Source organism: Oxalicibacterium solurbis (assembly GCF_014635845.1).
GTDB lineage: Bacteria > Pseudomonadota > Gammaproteobacteria > Burkholderiales > Burkholderiaceae_D > Oxalicibacterium > Oxalicibacterium solurbis.
Genome location: NZ_BMDP01000003.1, coordinates 17,499 through 35,049 on the forward strand (window position 1 = coordinate 17,499; position 17,551 = coordinate 35,049).

Consider the following 17,551-nt stretch of genomic DNA (forward strand, 5'->3'; position numbering starts at 1 on the left):
ATCGTATCTGAAGGCGAACGGATGAATGCTCATCATGAGCGGCACTCATTATAGGATGCCGGTTTCCCGTTGCGGCAAGCCGGCACTACGCCGTCTTTACTTGCATCGTTCCGGCACACGCCTGATCGCCCTTCGATTATCCCGGAGCATCGTTGCGGGGACAATGCCGCAATCGCATGCACATCAGCAGCGCCCCGCTCGACTCACTCCGTCAACAAACCAAGTGTCTCGCCGTCGGGGCCGTCCGGATAAAACCTGTCCAGGGCCTCCTTGAACCGCGACTCATCGGGAGCGACTGCGTCAAACAGCGTAAGACAGGAGCGCAACTTCAGATCGTCCGGCGAACCGAAGATGCCATGCGGGTTGGACATGTTCAACGTCAGCAGCAGGTCGACGCACTGGCGCAGCCTTGCGCCAAGAAGCGGATGGCGAAGATAGGTGACGGCCTCTTCCGCAGAAGCGATGCCGTAGTAATGCGCGGTGACGCTTCGCCCGAGCGCACGCAGCTGAGGAAAAACGAACCACATCCAGTGCGTCGTTTTCCTGCCATGCGCCAGTTCAACCAATACCTCCTCATACACATCGTTCTGTGCATCCACAAATCGTTGCAGATTGAAACGATCCGCATTCATGACGCCAACAGAGACAGGTCGCCGATCGGATTGACGATCACGAACATCATTCGCTGTCACTTTCAAAAAGATTCTTGAACTGATGCGGCTGCGAACGCAGGTACTGACTGGGCACGCGTATGGTTGCACCAAGCGCCGCCGCGGCATGCCAGGGCCAGCGCGGGTCATAGAGAATCGTGCGCGCCAGGGCCACCATGTCGGCATCGCCGTTCGCGACGATGGATTCGGCCTGCTCGAAACCGGTAATCAATCCGACGGCGACCACCGGCATCTTCACCGCGGCTTTCACGGCCCGCGCCAGCGGCACCTGATAGCCGGGCGCCACCGGAATCTTCTGGGCAGGATGCAAGCCGCCGCTGGAGACGTGGATCGCATCGCAGCCCTTCGCCTCCAGTGCTTGCGCAAACGCGATCGTCTGCGCGATATCCCAACCGCCTTCCATCCAGTCCGTTCCGGAAACACGCACGGTCACAGGGCGATCGGCCGGAAACGCCTGCCGAACAGCATCGAACACCTCCAGTGGGAAACGCATGCGATTTTCCAGCGAACCGCCATATTCGTCCTGCCGCCGGTTGGAAAGCGGTGAAAGGAATTCGTGCAGCAGATAACCGTGAGCCGCATGAATCTGGACCGCATCGATACCCAGTCGCGCCGCGCGTTTCGCGGAAGCGGCAAAAGCGTCGCGCACATTTTGCAAGCCCTGTCTGTCCAGTGCCGTCGGCGCGGCCTGCCCTTCCGCGAAAGGCACTGCGGATGGCGCAACGGTCTGCCATCCTTGCGCTTCATCCGGCGCGAACTGTTTCGCCTTTTTCCACGGGACTTCCGTCGATGCCTTGCGTCCTGCATGGCTCAACTGGATGGCGATCGGCATCGCGGAATGCGCGCGAACCCCATCCAGCACGCGCTGCATCGCCGCTTCCGTCCGATCGTCATACAGCCCGACGTCCGCCCATGTGATGCGCCCCTCCGGCAACACCGCGCTTGCCTCGATCGTCAGCAATGCGGCGCCCGACAAGGCCAGATGGCCGAGATGAATCAGATGCCAGTCGTTCATGCATCCATCGGTCGCCGAGTACTGGCACATCGGCGCGATGACGATGCGATTCGACAGATCGAGCTTTCCGACTTGAAGCGGGGTAAACAAAACAGGCTGACTCATTTCTACTCTCCCATCGGATCCGACAACGTTGTCACGACCTTAAACCATTCCGGCACATGCCGCTTAAGCAATCGGATGCGCCCTTGAATGCAAAAATGGCCTGAACACAATGTATCCAGGCCATTCGTTTCAAACGCTTTGAACGATCAGAACGGAATGTCGTCGTCCATGTCGCTAAAGTTCGATGCCGCCGGCTTGGCTGCCGGACGCGCCGCCGGCGCGCTCTGGCGCGGAGCCGGCGCACCGCTGCCGTAGTCGTCGTCCATCGAAGCGCTGCCACCGCCGGCGCCCGGACGACCGCCCAGCATCTGCATCGTGTCGGCGATGATCTCGGTCGTGTAACGCTCGACGCCATCCTTGTCGGTCCACTTGCGCGTCTGCAGGCGGCCTTCGACATAGACCGACGAACCTTTCTTCAGATACTGGCCGGCCACTTCCGCCAGACGGCGGTAGAAAGTGATGCGGTGCCACTCGGTCACTTCCTTCTTGTCGCCGGAATTCTTGTCCTTCCAGCTTTCGGTCGTTGCAACGGCAATGTTGGTGACGGCTTCGCCGTTCGGCATGTAGCGCGTTTCGGGATCGCGGCCGAGGTTGCCGACGATGATGACTTTGTTGACTGATGCCATTGTTTTCTCCGAGTTTCCCGATGGTTTGTTTGTGCAATTACACGGCGGCAGCTTCGATCCGGCTGCGGCGCGGCAGGTTTTTCATATTGGCGGCAATTATAAGCCACGCGGTCGTCAGCACGCCGCCCAGCACGAAGACCGCATTCGGTCCCGCATGCTGAGCCAGCAGGCCGCCAAGCGCACCGCCGCAGAACAGGCCGAGCGCCTGCAGCGTGTTGTAGACGCCAAGCGCCGCCCCCTTGGCCGATGGCGGCGCGATGCGCGATACCAGCGACGGCTGGCTGGCTTCAAGAATATTGAATGCAAGGAAGAATGCGAGCAGCAGCGCCAGCAGCCACGGCCAGCTTGCATGCACGCCCGACAGCAGCACACCCATGCCGATCTGTACCAGCAGCAGCAAGGCGATCGCGCCGACGAAGACCTGCTTGGACTTGCCGTGTTTTTCGCTGACGAAAATCGGCGGCAGCATCAGCAGGAAGGACAGCGCGACCACCGGCAGATAGACCTTCCAGTGCTCCGTCAGCGGCAGATGGCCGAGACGGATCAGCGCTGCCGGCATCACGACAAACATCGCCATCTGCGTTGCATGCAGGGCGAACACGCCATAGTTCAGCCGCATCAGTTCGCGATTTGCCAGAACGGCACGGATCGGCGTGCGCTCGGCCGGCAACGGCGGTGCCGCCGGCACGACATAGATGACGACGACGATCGCCAGCAGCGACAACACGCCGGTCAGCGCGAAGATGCCGCCCATGCCGATCGCGCGGTACAACAGCGGCGACAGCACCAGCGACGCAGCAAATGTCAGCCCGATGGAGCCGCCGATCATCGCCATGGCTTTCGTTCGGTGTTCGTCGCGCGTGGAATCGGCCACCAGCGCCGTGATCGCGGCGGAAATCGCGCCGGCGCCCTGCAATGCTCGCCCGGCGATGATCCAGTAGATGTCGGTCGCCGCCGCCGCGACGAAGGAGCCGAGCGCGAACAGGATCAGTCCGATGACGATCACGCGCTTGCGGCCGTAACGATCGGAAGCGATACCCAGCGGAATCTGCCCGAACGATTGCGTCAGCCCGTAGATGCCCATCGCCAGCCCGACCAGCGTGGCGCTGCCACCGCCCGGCATGGAATGTGCGTGCACCGCAAAGACGGGAAGGATCAGGAACAGTCCCAGCATGCGCAGCGCGAAGATGCCGGCCAGCGACGTGCTGGCGCGGATTTCGGTGCGTGTCATGCCGTGGTCGGCATCGAGGGAATGGTTCGATGACATGTAGGACTGGCAAGGGTTGAAGGGATGATACCGCCGCGCAAAAGCGCTTTTACGGCCTGCTTCAAAACCCGTTATAGTAGCAGGTTGACTCTCGCCTCACGTCTCCAAAAAGGACGCCCGGCGACCGAACCATCCTTGACTGAAAGAGTGAATGGAAGAAATTCGCATCCGGGGTGCGCGCACGCACAACCTGAAGAACATCAATCTCGACCTCCCGCGCAACAAGCTGATCGTCATCACCGGACTGTCCGGCTCCGGCAAGTCGTCGCTGGCATTCGACACGCTGTACGCCGAAGGCCAGCGCCGTTACGTCGAATCGCTGTCGGCCTATGCGCGCCAGTTTTTGCAACTGATGGAGAAACCCGACGTCGACCTGATCGAAGGCCTGTCGCCGGCAATCTCGATCGAGCAGAAGGCAACCTCGCACAACCCACGCTCGACCGTCGGCACTGTCACCGAAATCCACGATTACCTGCGCCTGCTGTACGCACGCGTCGGCACGCCTTACTGCCCCGACCATCCGCAGAATCCGCTGGCGGCGCAATCGGTGTCGCAAATGGTCGATGCCGTGCTGGCGATGCCGGAAGACACCAAGCTGATGATCCTCGCGCCCGTGGTAGCGAATCGCAAGGGCGAACATCTGGATCTGTTCGAACAGATGCAGGCGCAGGGCTTCGTGCGTTTCCGCGTGCAGAGCGGCACCGGCAATCCGCACGTCTACGACGTCGATGCGCTGCCGAAACTGAAGAAGGCGGAGAAGCACACGATCGACGTCGTCATCGACCGCATCAAGGTCAAGGCCGACATGAAGCAGCGCCTCGCCGAAAGTTTCGAGACCGCATTGCGTTTGGCAGAAGGCCGCGCGCTCGCGGTCGAGATGGACACCGGCGTCGAGCATCTGTATTCGAACAAGTTCGCCTGTCCGGTTTGCGGCTATTCGCTGCAGGAGCTGGAGCCGCGCCTGTTCTCGTTCAACAACCCGATGGGTGCCTGCCCGGAATGCGACGGCCTCGGCCATATCGAATTCTTCGATCCGAAGCGCATCGTCGCGTTTCCGAATCTTTCTCTAGCCAGCGGCGCGGTCAAGGGCTGGGACAGGCGCAACCAGTTCTATTTCCAGATGCTGTCGAACCTCGCCGACTTCTACGAGTTCGACCTCGACGTACCGTTCGAGAAGCTGCCGGAAAAAGCGCAACAGGTCATCCTGTTCGGCTCCGGCAAGCAGAAGATTCCGTTCCAGTACGTGAATGAAAAAGGCCGTACCGTCATCCGCGAGCACGAGTTCGAAGGCATCGTGCCGAACCTGCAGCGTCGCTACCGCGAAACCGATTCGATCGCCGTCAAGGAAGAGCTGGCGAAGTTCATCAACGAAAAGGAATGCCCGAGCTGCAACGGTGCGCGCCTGCGCGTGGAAGCACGCCATGTGAAGGTCGGCAGCGGCCGCCAGCAGCGCGCGATCTACGAGATCGCCGCCACGCCGTTGCGCGAGACGCTGGATTTCTTCCAGAAGCTGAAGCTGACCGGTGCGAAAAAAGAGATTGCCGATCGCATCATCAAGGAAATCGTCTCGCGCCTGACCTTCCTGAACAACGTCGGTCTCGACTATCTTTCCCTCGAACGCAGCGCCGACACCTTGTCCGGCGGCGAAGCGCAGCGTATCCGTCTTGCCTCGCAGATCGGCTCCGGCCTGACCGGCGTGATGTACGTGCTGGACGAACCGTCGATCGGTTTGCATCAGCGCGACAACGACCGCCTGATTGCCACGCTGCAACACTTGCGTGACATCGGCAACAGCGTGCTGGTGGTCGAACACGATGAAGACGCGATCCGCTGCGCCGACTACGTGGTCGACATGGGCATCGGCGCCGGCGTGCACGGCGGCGAAGTGATCGCCGAAGGACCGCTGAAGGACATCCTGAAGAACAAGAAGTCGCTGACCGCGCAATACCTGAACGGCACGCTGGCGATCCACGTGCCGAAGAAACGCACCGCGCCGAATCCGAAGAAGCAGTTCGTCATCACCGGCGCTTCCGGCAACAACCTGAAGAACGTGACGCTGGAACTGCCGGTCGGTTTGCTGACCTGCGTGACCGGCGTCTCCGGCTCCGGCAAATCGACGCTGGTCAACGACACACTGTACCTGGCTGCATCGCGCCACCTGTATGGTTCGCAAGCGGAACCGGCAGCGCACGAATCGATTTCCGGCCTCGAGCATTTCGACAAGGTGATCTCGGTCGATCAGGCGCCGATCGGCCGCACGCCGCGCTCGAACCCTGCAACCTATACCGGCCTGTTCACACCGATCCGCGAACTGTTCGCCACCGTGCCACAGGCGAAGGAGCGCGGCTATTCGGCCGGACGCTTCTCGTTCAACGTCAAGGGCGGACGCTGCGAAGCCTGTCAGGGCGACGGCGTGATCAAGGTCGAGATGCACTTCCTGCCGGACGTCTACGTGCCGTGCGACGTTTGCCACGGCAACCGCTACAACCGCGAAACGCTGGAAATCCATTACAAGGGCAAGAGCATCACCGAAGTGCTGGGCATGACGGTGGAAGAAGCGCACGAGTTCTTCAAACCGGTGCCGGCCATCGCACGCAAGCTGCAGACGCTGCTCGACGTCGGCCTCGGCTACATCCGTCTCGGCCAGAGCGCGACCACGCTGTCCGGCGGCGAAGCGCAGCGCGTCAAGCTGTCGCTGGAACTGTCGAAGCGCGACACCGGCCGCACGCTGTACATCCTGGACGAACCGACCACCGGCCTGCACTTCCATGACATCGATCTGCTGCTGAAGGTGATCCACCGCCTGCGCGACCAGGGCAACACGGTGGTCATCATCGAGCACAATCTCGACGTCATCAAGACGGCCGACTGGATCGTCGATCTCGGCCCTGAAGGCGGCGCCGGCGGCGGCCAGATCATCGCGGCAGGCACGCCGGAAGACGTGGCGCAGAATCCGGCCAGCTTCACCGGCAAGTATCTGGCGCCGCTACTGAAGAAGTAATCATGGCGAAGCACCTGCGCATCCATGGCATCGTGCAAGGCGTCGGCTATCGCGCCGGCTTCGATGCGCAGGCACGCGCACTCGGCGTATCGGGCTGGGTGCGCAATCGGCGCGACGGTTCGGTCGAAGCGATGGTGCGCGGCGACGATGCCTTGCTGCAGCAGTTGATCACGTGGGCGCATCGCGGACCGGCGATGGCGCGCGTCGATCATATCGACATCGTCGAGACGAAGGATGCACAGATCGCCATGGAATCTTTCTACATCCGCCCTACTGAATAAATTCACCTGCATCACAGCGGCAGACACGACACACAAAAGCGAGTCATTCGGCTCGCTTTTTTATTGGCCATCGAAAACGCACCACGTCGCACGCCACGGCAAACATGCATCCCTGGCTTGTCAATCAGACTACAGAAGTACGACACAACCCTCATGCCGGCCGGCACAAACACCTGTGCTTGTCATCTGTTTAGAGGACAGACAAGCCCTCTCCTGCATCGATATAGTTCGGCAATTCAATAGCAGGACCACCGGCGGATCATGGACAACAGCGACAGTTTCAAACCTTCCCGGGATGCATTCCCTTCATCGACGTCATCGATCTCCCGCATCGCATTCGCCGATTCAATGCCGCTACGCAGTCTGACGGCCGTGGCCTGCCTGCTGATGGCGGCCGGCATGCCATCGCATGCGCAAACACTCGGCATTGCGTACGGCGGTGGCGGTGCTTCCGGATCGCCCGGCAACGGCGTGGACGCCGGCGGCATCGGCGGCAATGCCGGCGTTTCCGGTCCGACTGCAGGCAGCAACGCTGACAGCGGCAATGGCGGCGGCAATGGCGGTACCGCCTTGAGTGGATCGCCGATCAGCGGTGTCAATGGCGGCACAGCCATCGTTGGCGACGGCTGGGGTGCCGGCGGCGGTGCCGGCGGTTTCGGCGTCGTATTGTCGAATGCCAGCGGCAATCTGGACAGCAACGCCACCATTACCGGCGGCACGGGCGGCGGCGGCGGCTTTGGCAGTTATGGCGGCGGCGGCGGTGGCGGCGGCGGTTCAGCGCTGTACGTGGAAACAAGCACCACCGGCACATCGTTGACAATCGATGCTGCCCTGACAGGCAGTGCCGGCGGTGCCGGTGGCGACAGCGGCGGCGGCGGCTACAACACGACTGCCGGCGCCGGCGGCAACAGCAGTGGCTCGGGCGGCGTCGGTACCTCTGGATACAACGGCAGCGGCGGCGGCAGCGGCGGCGGCGGCGGTAGCGGCCTGCAATTCGTTTCCACGGCGCCCGGCACAACCTCCATCACGAACAATACCTATGTCGACGGCGGCGATGGTGGCAATGGCGGCCGCAATGGCGGCGGCAATGGACGGGGCGGCAATGCCGGCAATGGCGGCAACGGCATGGAGTTGTCCGGCAGCCGGATTCAACTGACCAATACCATTACCGGCGACATCAAAGGCGGCGACGGCGGCAGCGGCGGCGCATGTACCAACTTCTGCAGCGCTGGGGCAGGAAACGGCGGCGCCGGCGGTGTCGGCCTGGTCGTCAGCGGCGGCAACAATATCGTCGTCAACAGCGGCAGCATCCGCGGCGGCTTGTCTGCCACTGGTGTCCGCGCCAATGCCATGACGCTCTCCGGCGGTGGTAACACGCTGGAATTGCGCAGCGGCTACTCGTTTCAGGGCAACGTCGTCAGCAGCAGCGGCAGCACCAACGGTGGCGATACGCTGACGCTGGGCGGCAGCACAAATGACGACTTCGATCTTTCACAGATCGGCTCCCAATACCAGGGCTTCAACAATTTCTCGAAAACGGGAAGCAGCACCTGGGTGGTAACCGGCAGCACGACCACTTCTTGGAGCATCACCGGCGGCACACTCCAGATCGGCAACGGCGGCACGTCCGGCGCGATCAACGGCGACATCGCCAACGATGCGACGCTGGTCTTCAATCGCAGCGACGCGGTGACTTACAGCGGCGTCATCAGCGGCAGCGGCGACTTAACCAAACAAGGCGCAGGCACGTTGACGCTTTCCGGTGCCAACAGCTATACGGGTGATACCGACATCGGCAGCGGCACCGTACGGGCTGGCGCAGTCAATGTACTGGGCAATGGCAGCGCAACAAACGTCGCCAGCGGCGCGACGCTCGACCTGAACGGCTTCAACCAGACGCTCGGCTCACTGGCCGGCAGCGGCAATGTCACCCTCGGTTCGGCCACGCTGGCCGTCGGCAGCAACAACGCCAGCACCACCTTCGCCGGCACCATCGACGGCAGCGGCGGCCTGGCCAAGCAAGGCAACGGCACGTTGACGCTTTCCGGCACCAACACCTATACGGGCAATACCGACATCGGCAGCGGCACCGTACGGGCTGGCGCAGTCAATGTACTGGGCAATGGCAGCGCGACAAACGTCGCCGGCGGCGCGACGCTCGACCTGAACGGCTTCGACCAGACGCTCGGCTCGCTGGCCGGCAGCGGCGATGTCGCGCTCGGCGCGGCCATGCTGGCCGTCGGCAGCAACAACGCCAGCACGACCTTCTCCGGCGCCATCAACGGCAGCGGCGGCCTGACCAAGCAAGGCAGCGGCACGCTGAGCATTGCCGGCGGCAATACCTACACGGGCAACACCACCATATCTGCCGGCACGCTGCAGTTCGATAGCTATACCCAAGGTGCCAGCCAGGCGCTGGGCATCGGCGCCCGCAGCAGTACCGATTACGGCAAGCTGGCCGTGAGCGGCACCGCAACCTTTGCCGCCAATGCGGCGATTACCGTCGATGTCGCCGGCGTCAATACGCTGGGGCTGGGGCAGCGGCTCGCCGACGTCATTTCCGCCGGCACGCTGAATGCCTCCACATTCGACGTGACCGACAATTCCAGCCTGTTCAATTTCCTTGCGACGCGCAACGGCAATGCCGTCGATCTGCTCATCCTGTCGGCGACCGGCGGCGTCTATGACGCGGTCGCCGCCAACCGTGTTAATTCCGCCTTCGGCGCGGCACGCGTGCTCGATCGCGTGCTGCTGAGCGGCGCGACGGGCATGGCCGACGTCGTGACCGCGCTGGGCCAGTTGCCAACGCAACAGGACGTCAGCCGCGCCGCGGCGCAAACGCTGCCGCTGCTGGCGGGCGGCGTGCAGCAAGGCACGCTAGGCATGCTGTCGTCGTTCAATGGCGTGGTGCAGAACCACCAACCGTCTTCCGGCGGCACCGCATCCGGCCTCGCCGGCGGCGACGGCTTCGCCAACCGGCAGGCATGGGCGAAAGCATTCGGCTCGCGCGCCGACCAGGACGACCGCGACGGCACCTCCGGCTTTTCCGCCGACTCTTGGGGCATGGCTTTCGGCGTCGACGGCGAACTGGATCGCGACACCCGCATCGGCGTGGCCTATGCGTATGCGAACAGCGATGTCGACGGCAACACCACGCTCTCCGGCATGCGGCAACGCGCGCAGGTGGATTCGCACATGCTGGCGGTGTACGGCAGCCGTGCGCTGGCCGGCGATCTGCAACTGGCGTGGCAGGCGGACATCGGACGCCACGGCACCGACGGTACGCGCCCCATCGATTTCGGCGGCTTCACGCGCACCGCCACTTCCAGCTATGTCAGCTACAGCGCGCATATCGGCGCGGAACTGTCGAAGGACATCGCAAGCGGCGAACGCACGATCTTCACGCCGGCAATCCGTGCCGATTACACCTGGCTGCGCGACAGCAGCTATCGCGAATCCGGCGCCGATGCGCTGAACCTGGATGTGGATGCGAATACGACCGAGGCCTTCGTGCTGAGCACCGAAGGCAGAATCCGCCACGCAGTCGGCGAACGCGCGTGGCTGTCCGCCAATCTCGGTGCCGGCTACGATCTCATCAACGACCGCGCCGGCATCGTCTCCGCCTACGCCGGCGCGCCGGGACAGACCTTCACCACCACAGGTATCGATCATTCGCCGTGGACGATCTTCGGCGGTTTCGGCTACACGATGCAGACCCGTCGCGACATGCAGATCACGCTGCGCTACGACGCCGAAGGCCGCAGCGATTACGTCAACCAGACCGCTTCCGTCAAAGCCAGCTGGGCGTTCTGAAGATAACGCGCCCAAGTCTTCACTCCCGGACCGGTTTCGCAAAAAATCCGTCCGAACATCCGTCCGGTTATCACTTCGATAACGCACAGCCCGGCATGCACGGCACTGCTCTGAAGCGGCTGTGCATTTGACCGGACACCTTCCGCAACATGCAATCGTTCTGCCCCGCATGTTGCTCATGGACAAAACCTTCCCGTTTCGGCAAACTCGCGCGGTTGATCACAGCACTGCGATGCCCGCATCGCATACCGGGCCGAAGAAATGCCAGACGCATCGCCAGACGAATCGCACTTGCAGAAGGAACTCTCGTCGCCGCCGTTTCCCTTCCAGCCCACGAACCGCATCCGCCGGCGATGGCATGCACGGACAAGCTGCCGCACGAATCGGAACGGGCTGAAGAAACATCCGGCTGCACACGCTGATGCCTACTTTCCCTTAACGGTGGACTCTGCAACGCCCCCATCTTCCGGCATGCAGGCCCGACGCCTGCGCACCATCGTTGCTCATTGCGCGCGCATGTTCTGCATGCTCGCGCCGCTGTATGCCGCATCGCCCGCGCACGCCGCCGGCAGCGAGGTCTATCCGGGCGAACTCGTCGCCCTGCCGTCCGGCACGCAAGTGCTGAGTTTCTATCAATACGAACGCGACTTCGAAGGCTACTATTTCAATGGCGAACGTGTCGGCGGTGCGAGAGCGAAGGCACGCGCCAGCGTTGCCGCCTATACGCGCTATGGACAGATCGGCGGCCTGACGTCGGCGTGGTCGATCACGCTGCCTTATATCGATTTCCACAAGACGGCAGGCACGCTGCCGGTCTGGTTCGGTGATGAAAGCAGCGGCCTGTCGGATCTGCGGCTCAAGTATTCGGTGTGGCCGGTCAACGATCCCGAACGCGGACGCTACGTCGCACTGACCGGCGTCTGGCAGCCGAATACGGGCAGGTACGAACGCGACCAGGTGCTGAGCCCCGGCGACAACCGCAATCGCCTGACCTTCCAGCTCACATGGATAGAACCGCTGTCGCGGACCGTCAGCATGGAACTGACACCCGAGTTCAGCTGGCATGGCGACAACGACGATTATGTCGGCACCTACATGAAACAGGAAAACGCTTATGCGCTGACCGGCTATCTGCGCTGGCGGTTTTATGGAGCATGGTCGGCCAGCGTCGGCTTCCAGAGCAATCGCGGCGGCGATCAGATCATCGATGGCGTGCGCCAGAACAACGAGCCCGACCAGCAGCGCGTGCTGTTCAGCCTCAACACCATGCTTGCTCCCGATGTCGCGGCCAGCTTGCGCTACTCGCGCGATACGTCGGTGCAGAATTCAGTGCGCATCACCTCCGACTGGGTGCTGGCGGTGCACTGGCTCTTTTAGACTTCTTCCCGTTCCCGCTCAGACCGATGTTCTTGCTTGCCGTCCGTCCGGCCGGCAGCAGGCTTTTACAACCCGGCGCGCGCCAACGGCAATTCCAGTGTGAATCGCGTGCCCTGCACGCGTCCGCCATCGACGATTTCCTGCCAGCGCAATACGGCGCCCAGCTGTTCCGCACGGTAATGCATGTTGCGTAATCCCCGGCCGCCATTGTCGTTATCGCCGCCCGCGAAGCCGTTGCCGTCATCGCTGATGCAAATGCGCGCATGCGTCGCATCCGCATGCGTCGCGAAAACGATCTCGCTGGCGCCGGCGTGCTTGACGATATTGGTCACCGCTTCCTGCACGATGCGAACCAGATGCATCGCATATCCCGGTGTCAGCCACGGCACCGGCGGCAAGGCTTCCGGCTGCCAGCGCAGTTGCACGCCTGCGGCTTCCAGGCGCGGCTGCAGACGGAAACGCAGACCGGCAAGCAGCACGCTGATGTCGGAACCGACCGGCTCCAGCGAATCGATCGTCAGCCGCAGTTCGTCGATGGAATCCTGCAGCGCCGTCTTCAACCGTTCCGATTGCAGGTCGCCGCGATCGACCATGCGCATCATGCCGACCAGCGCGCCGCCGAGGCCGTCATGCATGTCCTGCATCAACCGCTGGCGTTCACGACTCAACAGATCGCGCTGTTCGATTTCGCGCAGCTTGGCATAGCTGTCGGCGAGCTCGGCCTCGCGCTGCTGCAGGCGTTGCGTGAGCAGTTCGCGGCTGTGTTCCAGATGTTCGATGCCGTTCAGATAACGCTGCAGGATGATGAAGGCAAACACGATGAAGAACCCGATCTGCGCAAGCGGCAGCAGATAGACGTGCTCCACGCCGATCCGGTAACCGTGCAGCATCATGTCGTGTATGCCGAGCGGAATGCCGGTCAGCGAAATCAGCGCGAGCAGCATGCCTGACTTTTCACGTTCCTGCCATGCCGCATACAACGCAAACCCGCAGGCCGGAATCGCCATCAGCAGCACCAGCAGATACACATAGGACGACAAGGCGGCGATCGCTTCGCTGCTTTCCAGCAGCGGCAGCGTCACCGCACTCTGCAATACGACGCTGGCGATCATGCCGCGCTCGAGCCAGCGATAGTGGCGGCGGCAAAGGCGGAAATTGAAGATCAGGATGACGACCGCCAGCCAGTTCACCGCATTGACGCTGACCCATCCATACCAGGCGGGAGAAATGAAATTCGCATTCAGCGGCGTGACGTAATGCAGGTAGCGCCCGGCAAAGCACAGCGATGCCAGGAAGCACAGCAGATACAGGATTTCATGCCGGCGCTTGCGCCACACGCCGAGACAGAACAAGCCGAGTCCGAGAAAGGCAATGCCGGTCGCCAGCAGCACGTACACCTGCAGCGCCATGCGCGTGTAGTAGCGCCATGCCAGTGCCGAACGCGGTCCGACCCATGCCGTCGAAATGCCGGCGCCCGCGCCCGGCACGCTGTCCATGCGCAGCAGGACGACCTGCGGTCGCCTCGTCATTTCAGGTGCGTCCAGCGTCACCCATACCGGCTGGTTGAATCCGTTCCAGACAGGATCGCCGGAGGAACGCCACAGCAGCCATCTGTCGCCGTACAGCGCCACCTGCCCGACCGTCTGCCAGCGCGGCAGATAGAAGTACAGCTCCTGCGCCGTCTGTGCGCGTTGCGCATCCAGCGTGAAGCGATACCACGTGGTCTGCGTTTTTCCCTCGGCGATCCGGCCCGGCGTGCGTTGCATTGCCACGTCGGGCAGCGCGACTTCTTCCCATCCTTGCTCGGGCAGCGCGGGCAATATCTTTCCGGGATGCGGCAAGCTCGCGTCGGCGCTCTGGATCAGGCGTTCGATCCGCACGATGTGCATGGCCTCTTCCGCCGCCGCATGTCCGGCCAGACAACAGAGCCATAACGACAGAAGCAGACGCACGATCTTCATCGCTCAATTCCGATGCAGCAATCCGCGCCGATAACCGGCGTCGATCGCTTCCACTTTCGAGCAGACCCCCAGCTTGGTATAGATGCGGCGGACGAAGGTATTGACCGTGGTCACGGCGATGCCGAGATGTTCCGCTGTCTCGGCCATCGTGTAACCGAGCGCCATGCGTTCCAGCACCTGGATTTCGCGCACCGACAATGGCTCCCTGTCGGCATCGCCGGCATTGCTGACGACCGGGATGGATCGCAAACGCCGCAGCAGCTGGCGCGCGATCATCGGGCTGACCGGGCTGCCGCCGGCGCATACATTGCGAATTTCGTCGACCAGCGACAGCGGCAGCGCATCCTTCAGCAGATAACCCGACGCACCGGCCTCGATCGCCGACAGCACCTTGTCCTCGTCGCCGAACAGCGTCGCCACGATCACTTCGCATTGCGGCCACTGCTGCCGCGCCTCGCGGATCAATTGAATGCCGGAGCCGTCCGGCAATCCGAGATCGACGACCAGCACATCTGCCGGATCGCCGTTCAGCAGGGTCATGCCTTCCGCGACGCTGGCAGCGACGGCATCGATGGCCATGTCCGGCGCGGCGACCATTGCGGCACACACCGATTCACGGAACGACGCATCGTCTTCCACCATCGCTACCGAAATTCTGTTCACCGCGCTCCCCTTGCCGATGCCGCAGTGTAACGGAAGCCTGCCTGCCGGAACACATCCGCCAGGGGTTGATGCCGGTTTTGATGCGTCGGCGCATCAACCGCGCGACATGGTGCGTTTCTTGTTATTTCGGCAAACCGAGCCACAGGCCGACGGGCACGAACACCAGCGCCGCGAGATTCCCGAGCAGCACGATGGAAGCCACCTTGTCCGGCTCCTGCTTGTACTGTTCGGCCATCATGAAGCAGAACACGGCCGGCGGCAGCGAAGCAAACAGGTACATCTGTCCGCGCTGCTCCGTCGTCAGACCCAGCACCTGATCCAGCAGCAACGCGACGGCCATGCCGGCGACGGGGCACACGATCGCGCCGACCACGCCGATGTGCCAGCTGCGGAAATTCACATCCAGCATCCGCACGCCGAGCGAAAACAGCATCAGCGGAATGCAGGCATCGCCCAGCATCTTCATCGCCTGGAACAGCGGCCCCGGCAGCGGCACGTGCACCGCGGCGAAGGCGGTGCCGATGATCATCGCGATCATCATCGGATTGGCGAGAAACTTCCACGGCGACACACGCACGCCTTCGCTGCGGCCGCTTTCGAGAATCTTGATGCCCAGCGAGAAATAGACGAGGTTGCAGGCCATGAACAGCGCCACCGCCGAACCGAGTCCGGCCCCACCGAAAGCCAGCACCGCCAGCGGCAATCCCATGTTGCCGCAATTGTTGTACATCATCGGCGGGACGAAACTGCGCACGTCGTAACCAAACAGCCGCGCGACCGGCCATGCCAGCGCACCCGAACCGATCGAGATCAGCGCACCGGCGAGGATCAGCGTGCCGTTGTGCGCCAGATCGAAATCCTTGGCTGCCAATGCAGTGAAGATCAGCAGCGGGCACAGCACATCCATGCTGATGCGATTGACCGCCAGCATGTCGCCTCGCACGGTCTCGCCGCGCAGTCGCGCATAGCCGTAGCCCAGCGCAATGATGATGAAGACCGGCAGGATGATGCCGAGGATGCGTTCGAAGATTTCCATTGCTGCTTGCCGGGGATGCTGGAGAAATTACAGAGGCCGGATTGAAAAATGCCGGAGGGGCAAAACCCGTCCGGCATCCGGATGCGACACTTTACAACGGCTGCCGGATTTTTACCGACGACGCCGTCATTCGCGTTATTAGTGCGCCGGCGGGCGCGGCAGATCGTAGCGTTCCAGGAACGGGCAGCCGTTCATCGGCAGGAAAGACGGAATGCGATAGTACTTGTCGGCCACCGTCTTCAAAATGCGCTCGCGATAGACCGGATAGTTGAAATCGTGGCCGTCCGCATACCAGTAGCGCACACCGCCGGCCATGATGGTGCCCACCGTCACCGACGAGAAATACGGCGCGAAGTCCTTCGGATCGATCTGCTTGCGATCGAAGATGCGAATGCTCTTGCCGGCATAGCTGCGAAAATCGACCAGCAGATCGTCCTGTCGTGCATGGAACTTTCCCTCACCGAAGGTCGGCCAGTATTCGCCGGCGTGATACGACAGCAGCGCCGCCGGCGTGTAGGCACGCGCCATGATCGGCGTGCCCGGCGGCAGGTTGGTACGCAAGGCAGCGACGATGTTCTTCGCTTCCTTGTGGAACACGATGTCGTCGTGCAAGCCGCCGACATCCTTCCACATCGTCGTCGGCAGCAGGATGATCGCCGCCAGAAACAGGAAATGCGGCACCGAGAAAAGACCGGTCCAGATCGCATAGCGGCGCAGATCGCCGGCGCTGGCTACCGTGCCGATGAACAGAAAAACGAAAGGCATGAAGCCCAGTACCCAGTGCAGGCCGATGGTCTTCTCGACCGACAGCAGCAGGAACAGCAGGAAAGGCACGACGAACAGCACGGCCACCGCACCGCACCGCGCCATCGACGGCACCGAACGCAGCACGCGCAGCGTCGCCCACGGCGTGATCAGGTAGACCATCATCGCGAGATAGGTGCCGACCGTTTTCCATGACCAGTGCGCATCTTCGTTGCGGTTGATCAGATTGAACATCACATTGGTCCAGCAATGATCGGCATTGAAGGCGACGGTGATCGCGAACAACGGTGCCGAACACAGCGCAATGATGATCAGGTCGATCCATCCGCGGCGCGAACGGAACAGGTAGAAAAAGTAGGCGATCGCCAGCAGGCCGGCGAAATACTTGGACAGCAGCGCCAGTCCCAGAAAAATGCCGCAAGCCACCGACCACCAGTGATTGCGCGCCTGCATGCTGCGAATGAAGCAGTAGCCGGACAGGAACATGAAGAAGATCAGCGGCGTATCCGTCGTCACGAAATTCAGCAGCAGCGTGAACGGCAGCACCAGGAACAGCGTGCCCATCCACCATGCCGATCCTTCCTGATACGGCTGCAGGCGCTTCATCAGGTCGACCATGCCCAGCGCGATCAAGCTCCACATCACGGCCGTGAAGAAACGGATCGACAGCGGCGACGAGGAAATACTGTTCAGTACATACAGCAACCAGCCCACCATCGGCGGATGATCGGAATAGCCCCATGCCGGATAGACGCCCCACTGATAGAAGAAGGCTTCGTCGCCGGTGACCGGAAAGGTGGCCGCCAGCCACAGCCTGATCGCCAGCGTGACAATGAAAGTCCACCAGAACACCCGGCGGGCGTGTATCGGATCTGCGTCGGCATACAGCGCGCGCGTCGTGTTCAATTTCATTACCGCTTCCTTGATTCCGCTTCTTGATTTGCTTCTTGGTTTGCCGCTGGTTTCGTTA

The 17,551-nt window shown here is 62.3% G+C and carries 12 protein-coding genes; 4 read left to right on the top strand and 8 right to left on the bottom strand.

The annotated features are described in order from the left end of the window. Nucleotides 1-203: 203 nt before the first annotated feature. The 4 genes from IEV40_RS09940 to IEV40_RS09955 form a co-directional block, all read right to left on the bottom strand. Nucleotides 204-692 (bottom strand): DUF1810 domain-containing protein, encoded by a 489-nt coding sequence (locus IEV40_RS09940; protein ID WP_308632394.1) that lies wholly within the window; start codon nt 690-692, stop codon nt 204-206. Next, on the bottom strand, nt 679-1,791 hold the full coding sequence (locus tag IEV40_RS09945) for an NADH:flavin oxidoreductase/NADH oxidase (protein ID WP_188421238.1): 1,113 nt from the start codon (nt 1,789-1,791) through the stop codon (nt 679-681). Before IEV40_RS09945 ends, IEV40_RS09940 begins: the two co-directional genes overlap by 14 nt. Before the next feature lie 146 nt (nt 1,792-1,937). Beyond that, nucleotides 1,938-2,417, bottom strand: a complete 480-nt coding sequence (gene ssb / locus IEV40_RS09950) for a single-stranded DNA-binding protein (RefSeq protein WP_188421240.1) — start codon at nt 2,415-2,417, stop codon at nt 1,938-1,940. Between the two features lie 37 nt (nt 2,418-2,454). Further along, on the bottom strand, nt 2,455-3,648 hold the full coding sequence (locus IEV40_RS09955) for an MFS transporter (protein ID WP_188422337.1): 1,194 nt from the start codon (nt 3,646-3,648) through the stop codon (nt 2,455-2,457). Between the two features lie 187 nt (nt 3,649-3,835). Here IEV40_RS09955 and uvrA point away from each other — a divergent pair, with 187 nt between their 5' ends. The 4 genes from uvrA (at nt 3,836) to IEV40_RS09975 (ending at nt 12,156) form a co-directional block, all read left to right on the top strand. Beyond that, on the top strand, nt 3,836-6,685 hold the full coding sequence (gene uvrA, locus IEV40_RS09960; RefSeq protein WP_188421242.1) for an excinuclease ABC subunit UvrA: 2,850 nt from the start codon (nt 3,836-3,838) through the stop codon (nt 6,683-6,685). A gap of 2 nt (nt 6,686-6,687) precedes the next feature. Continuing rightward, entirely contained in the window at nt 6,688-6,966 is a 279-nt protein-coding gene (locus tag IEV40_RS09965) for an acylphosphatase (RefSeq protein ID WP_188421244.1), read from the top strand. A gap of 348 nt (nt 6,967-7,314) precedes the next feature. Continuing rightward, complete coding sequence (locus IEV40_RS09970) at nt 7,315-10,779, top strand: autotransporter outer membrane beta-barrel domain-containing protein (RefSeq protein ID WP_188421246.1); 3,465 nt, start codon at nt 7,315-7,317, stop codon at nt 10,777-10,779. Between the two features lie 471 nt (nt 10,780-11,250). After that, nucleotides 11,251-12,156: a transporter gene (locus IEV40_RS09975; RefSeq protein WP_188421248.1), complete on the top strand. Its 906-nt coding sequence runs from the start codon at nt 11,251-11,253 to the stop codon at nt 12,154-12,156. Between the two features lie 65 nt (nt 12,157-12,221). On the opposite strand, the gene IEV40_RS09980 is transcribed toward IEV40_RS09975, so the two are convergent. The 4 genes from IEV40_RS09980 to IEV40_RS09995 form a co-directional block, all read right to left on the bottom strand. After that, complete coding sequence (locus IEV40_RS09980) at nt 12,222-14,117, bottom strand: sensor histidine kinase (RefSeq protein WP_188421250.1); 1,896 nt, start codon at nt 14,115-14,117, stop codon at nt 12,222-12,224. 3 nt (nt 14,118-14,120) lie between these two features. Next, the gene (locus IEV40_RS09985; RefSeq protein ID WP_371870052.1) at nt 14,121-14,780 is read right to left on the bottom strand and encodes a response regulator; all 660 of its coding nucleotides are present in this window, start codon (nt 14,778-14,780) and stop codon (nt 14,121-14,123) included. A gap of 121 nt (nt 14,781-14,901) precedes the next feature. Continuing rightward, a complete protein-coding gene (locus tag IEV40_RS09990; RefSeq protein ID WP_188421252.1) occupies nt 14,902-15,816 on the bottom strand; it encodes an AEC family transporter in 915 nt (304 codons plus the stop codon). A 138-nt stretch (nt 15,817-15,954) separates the two neighbouring features. Further along, nucleotides 15,955-17,493, bottom strand: coding sequence for an ArnT family glycosyltransferase (locus IEV40_RS09995; RefSeq protein WP_188421254.1), 1,539 nt, complete (start codon nt 17,491-17,493; stop codon nt 15,955-15,957). Nucleotides 17,494-17,551 lie beyond the last annotated feature (58 nt).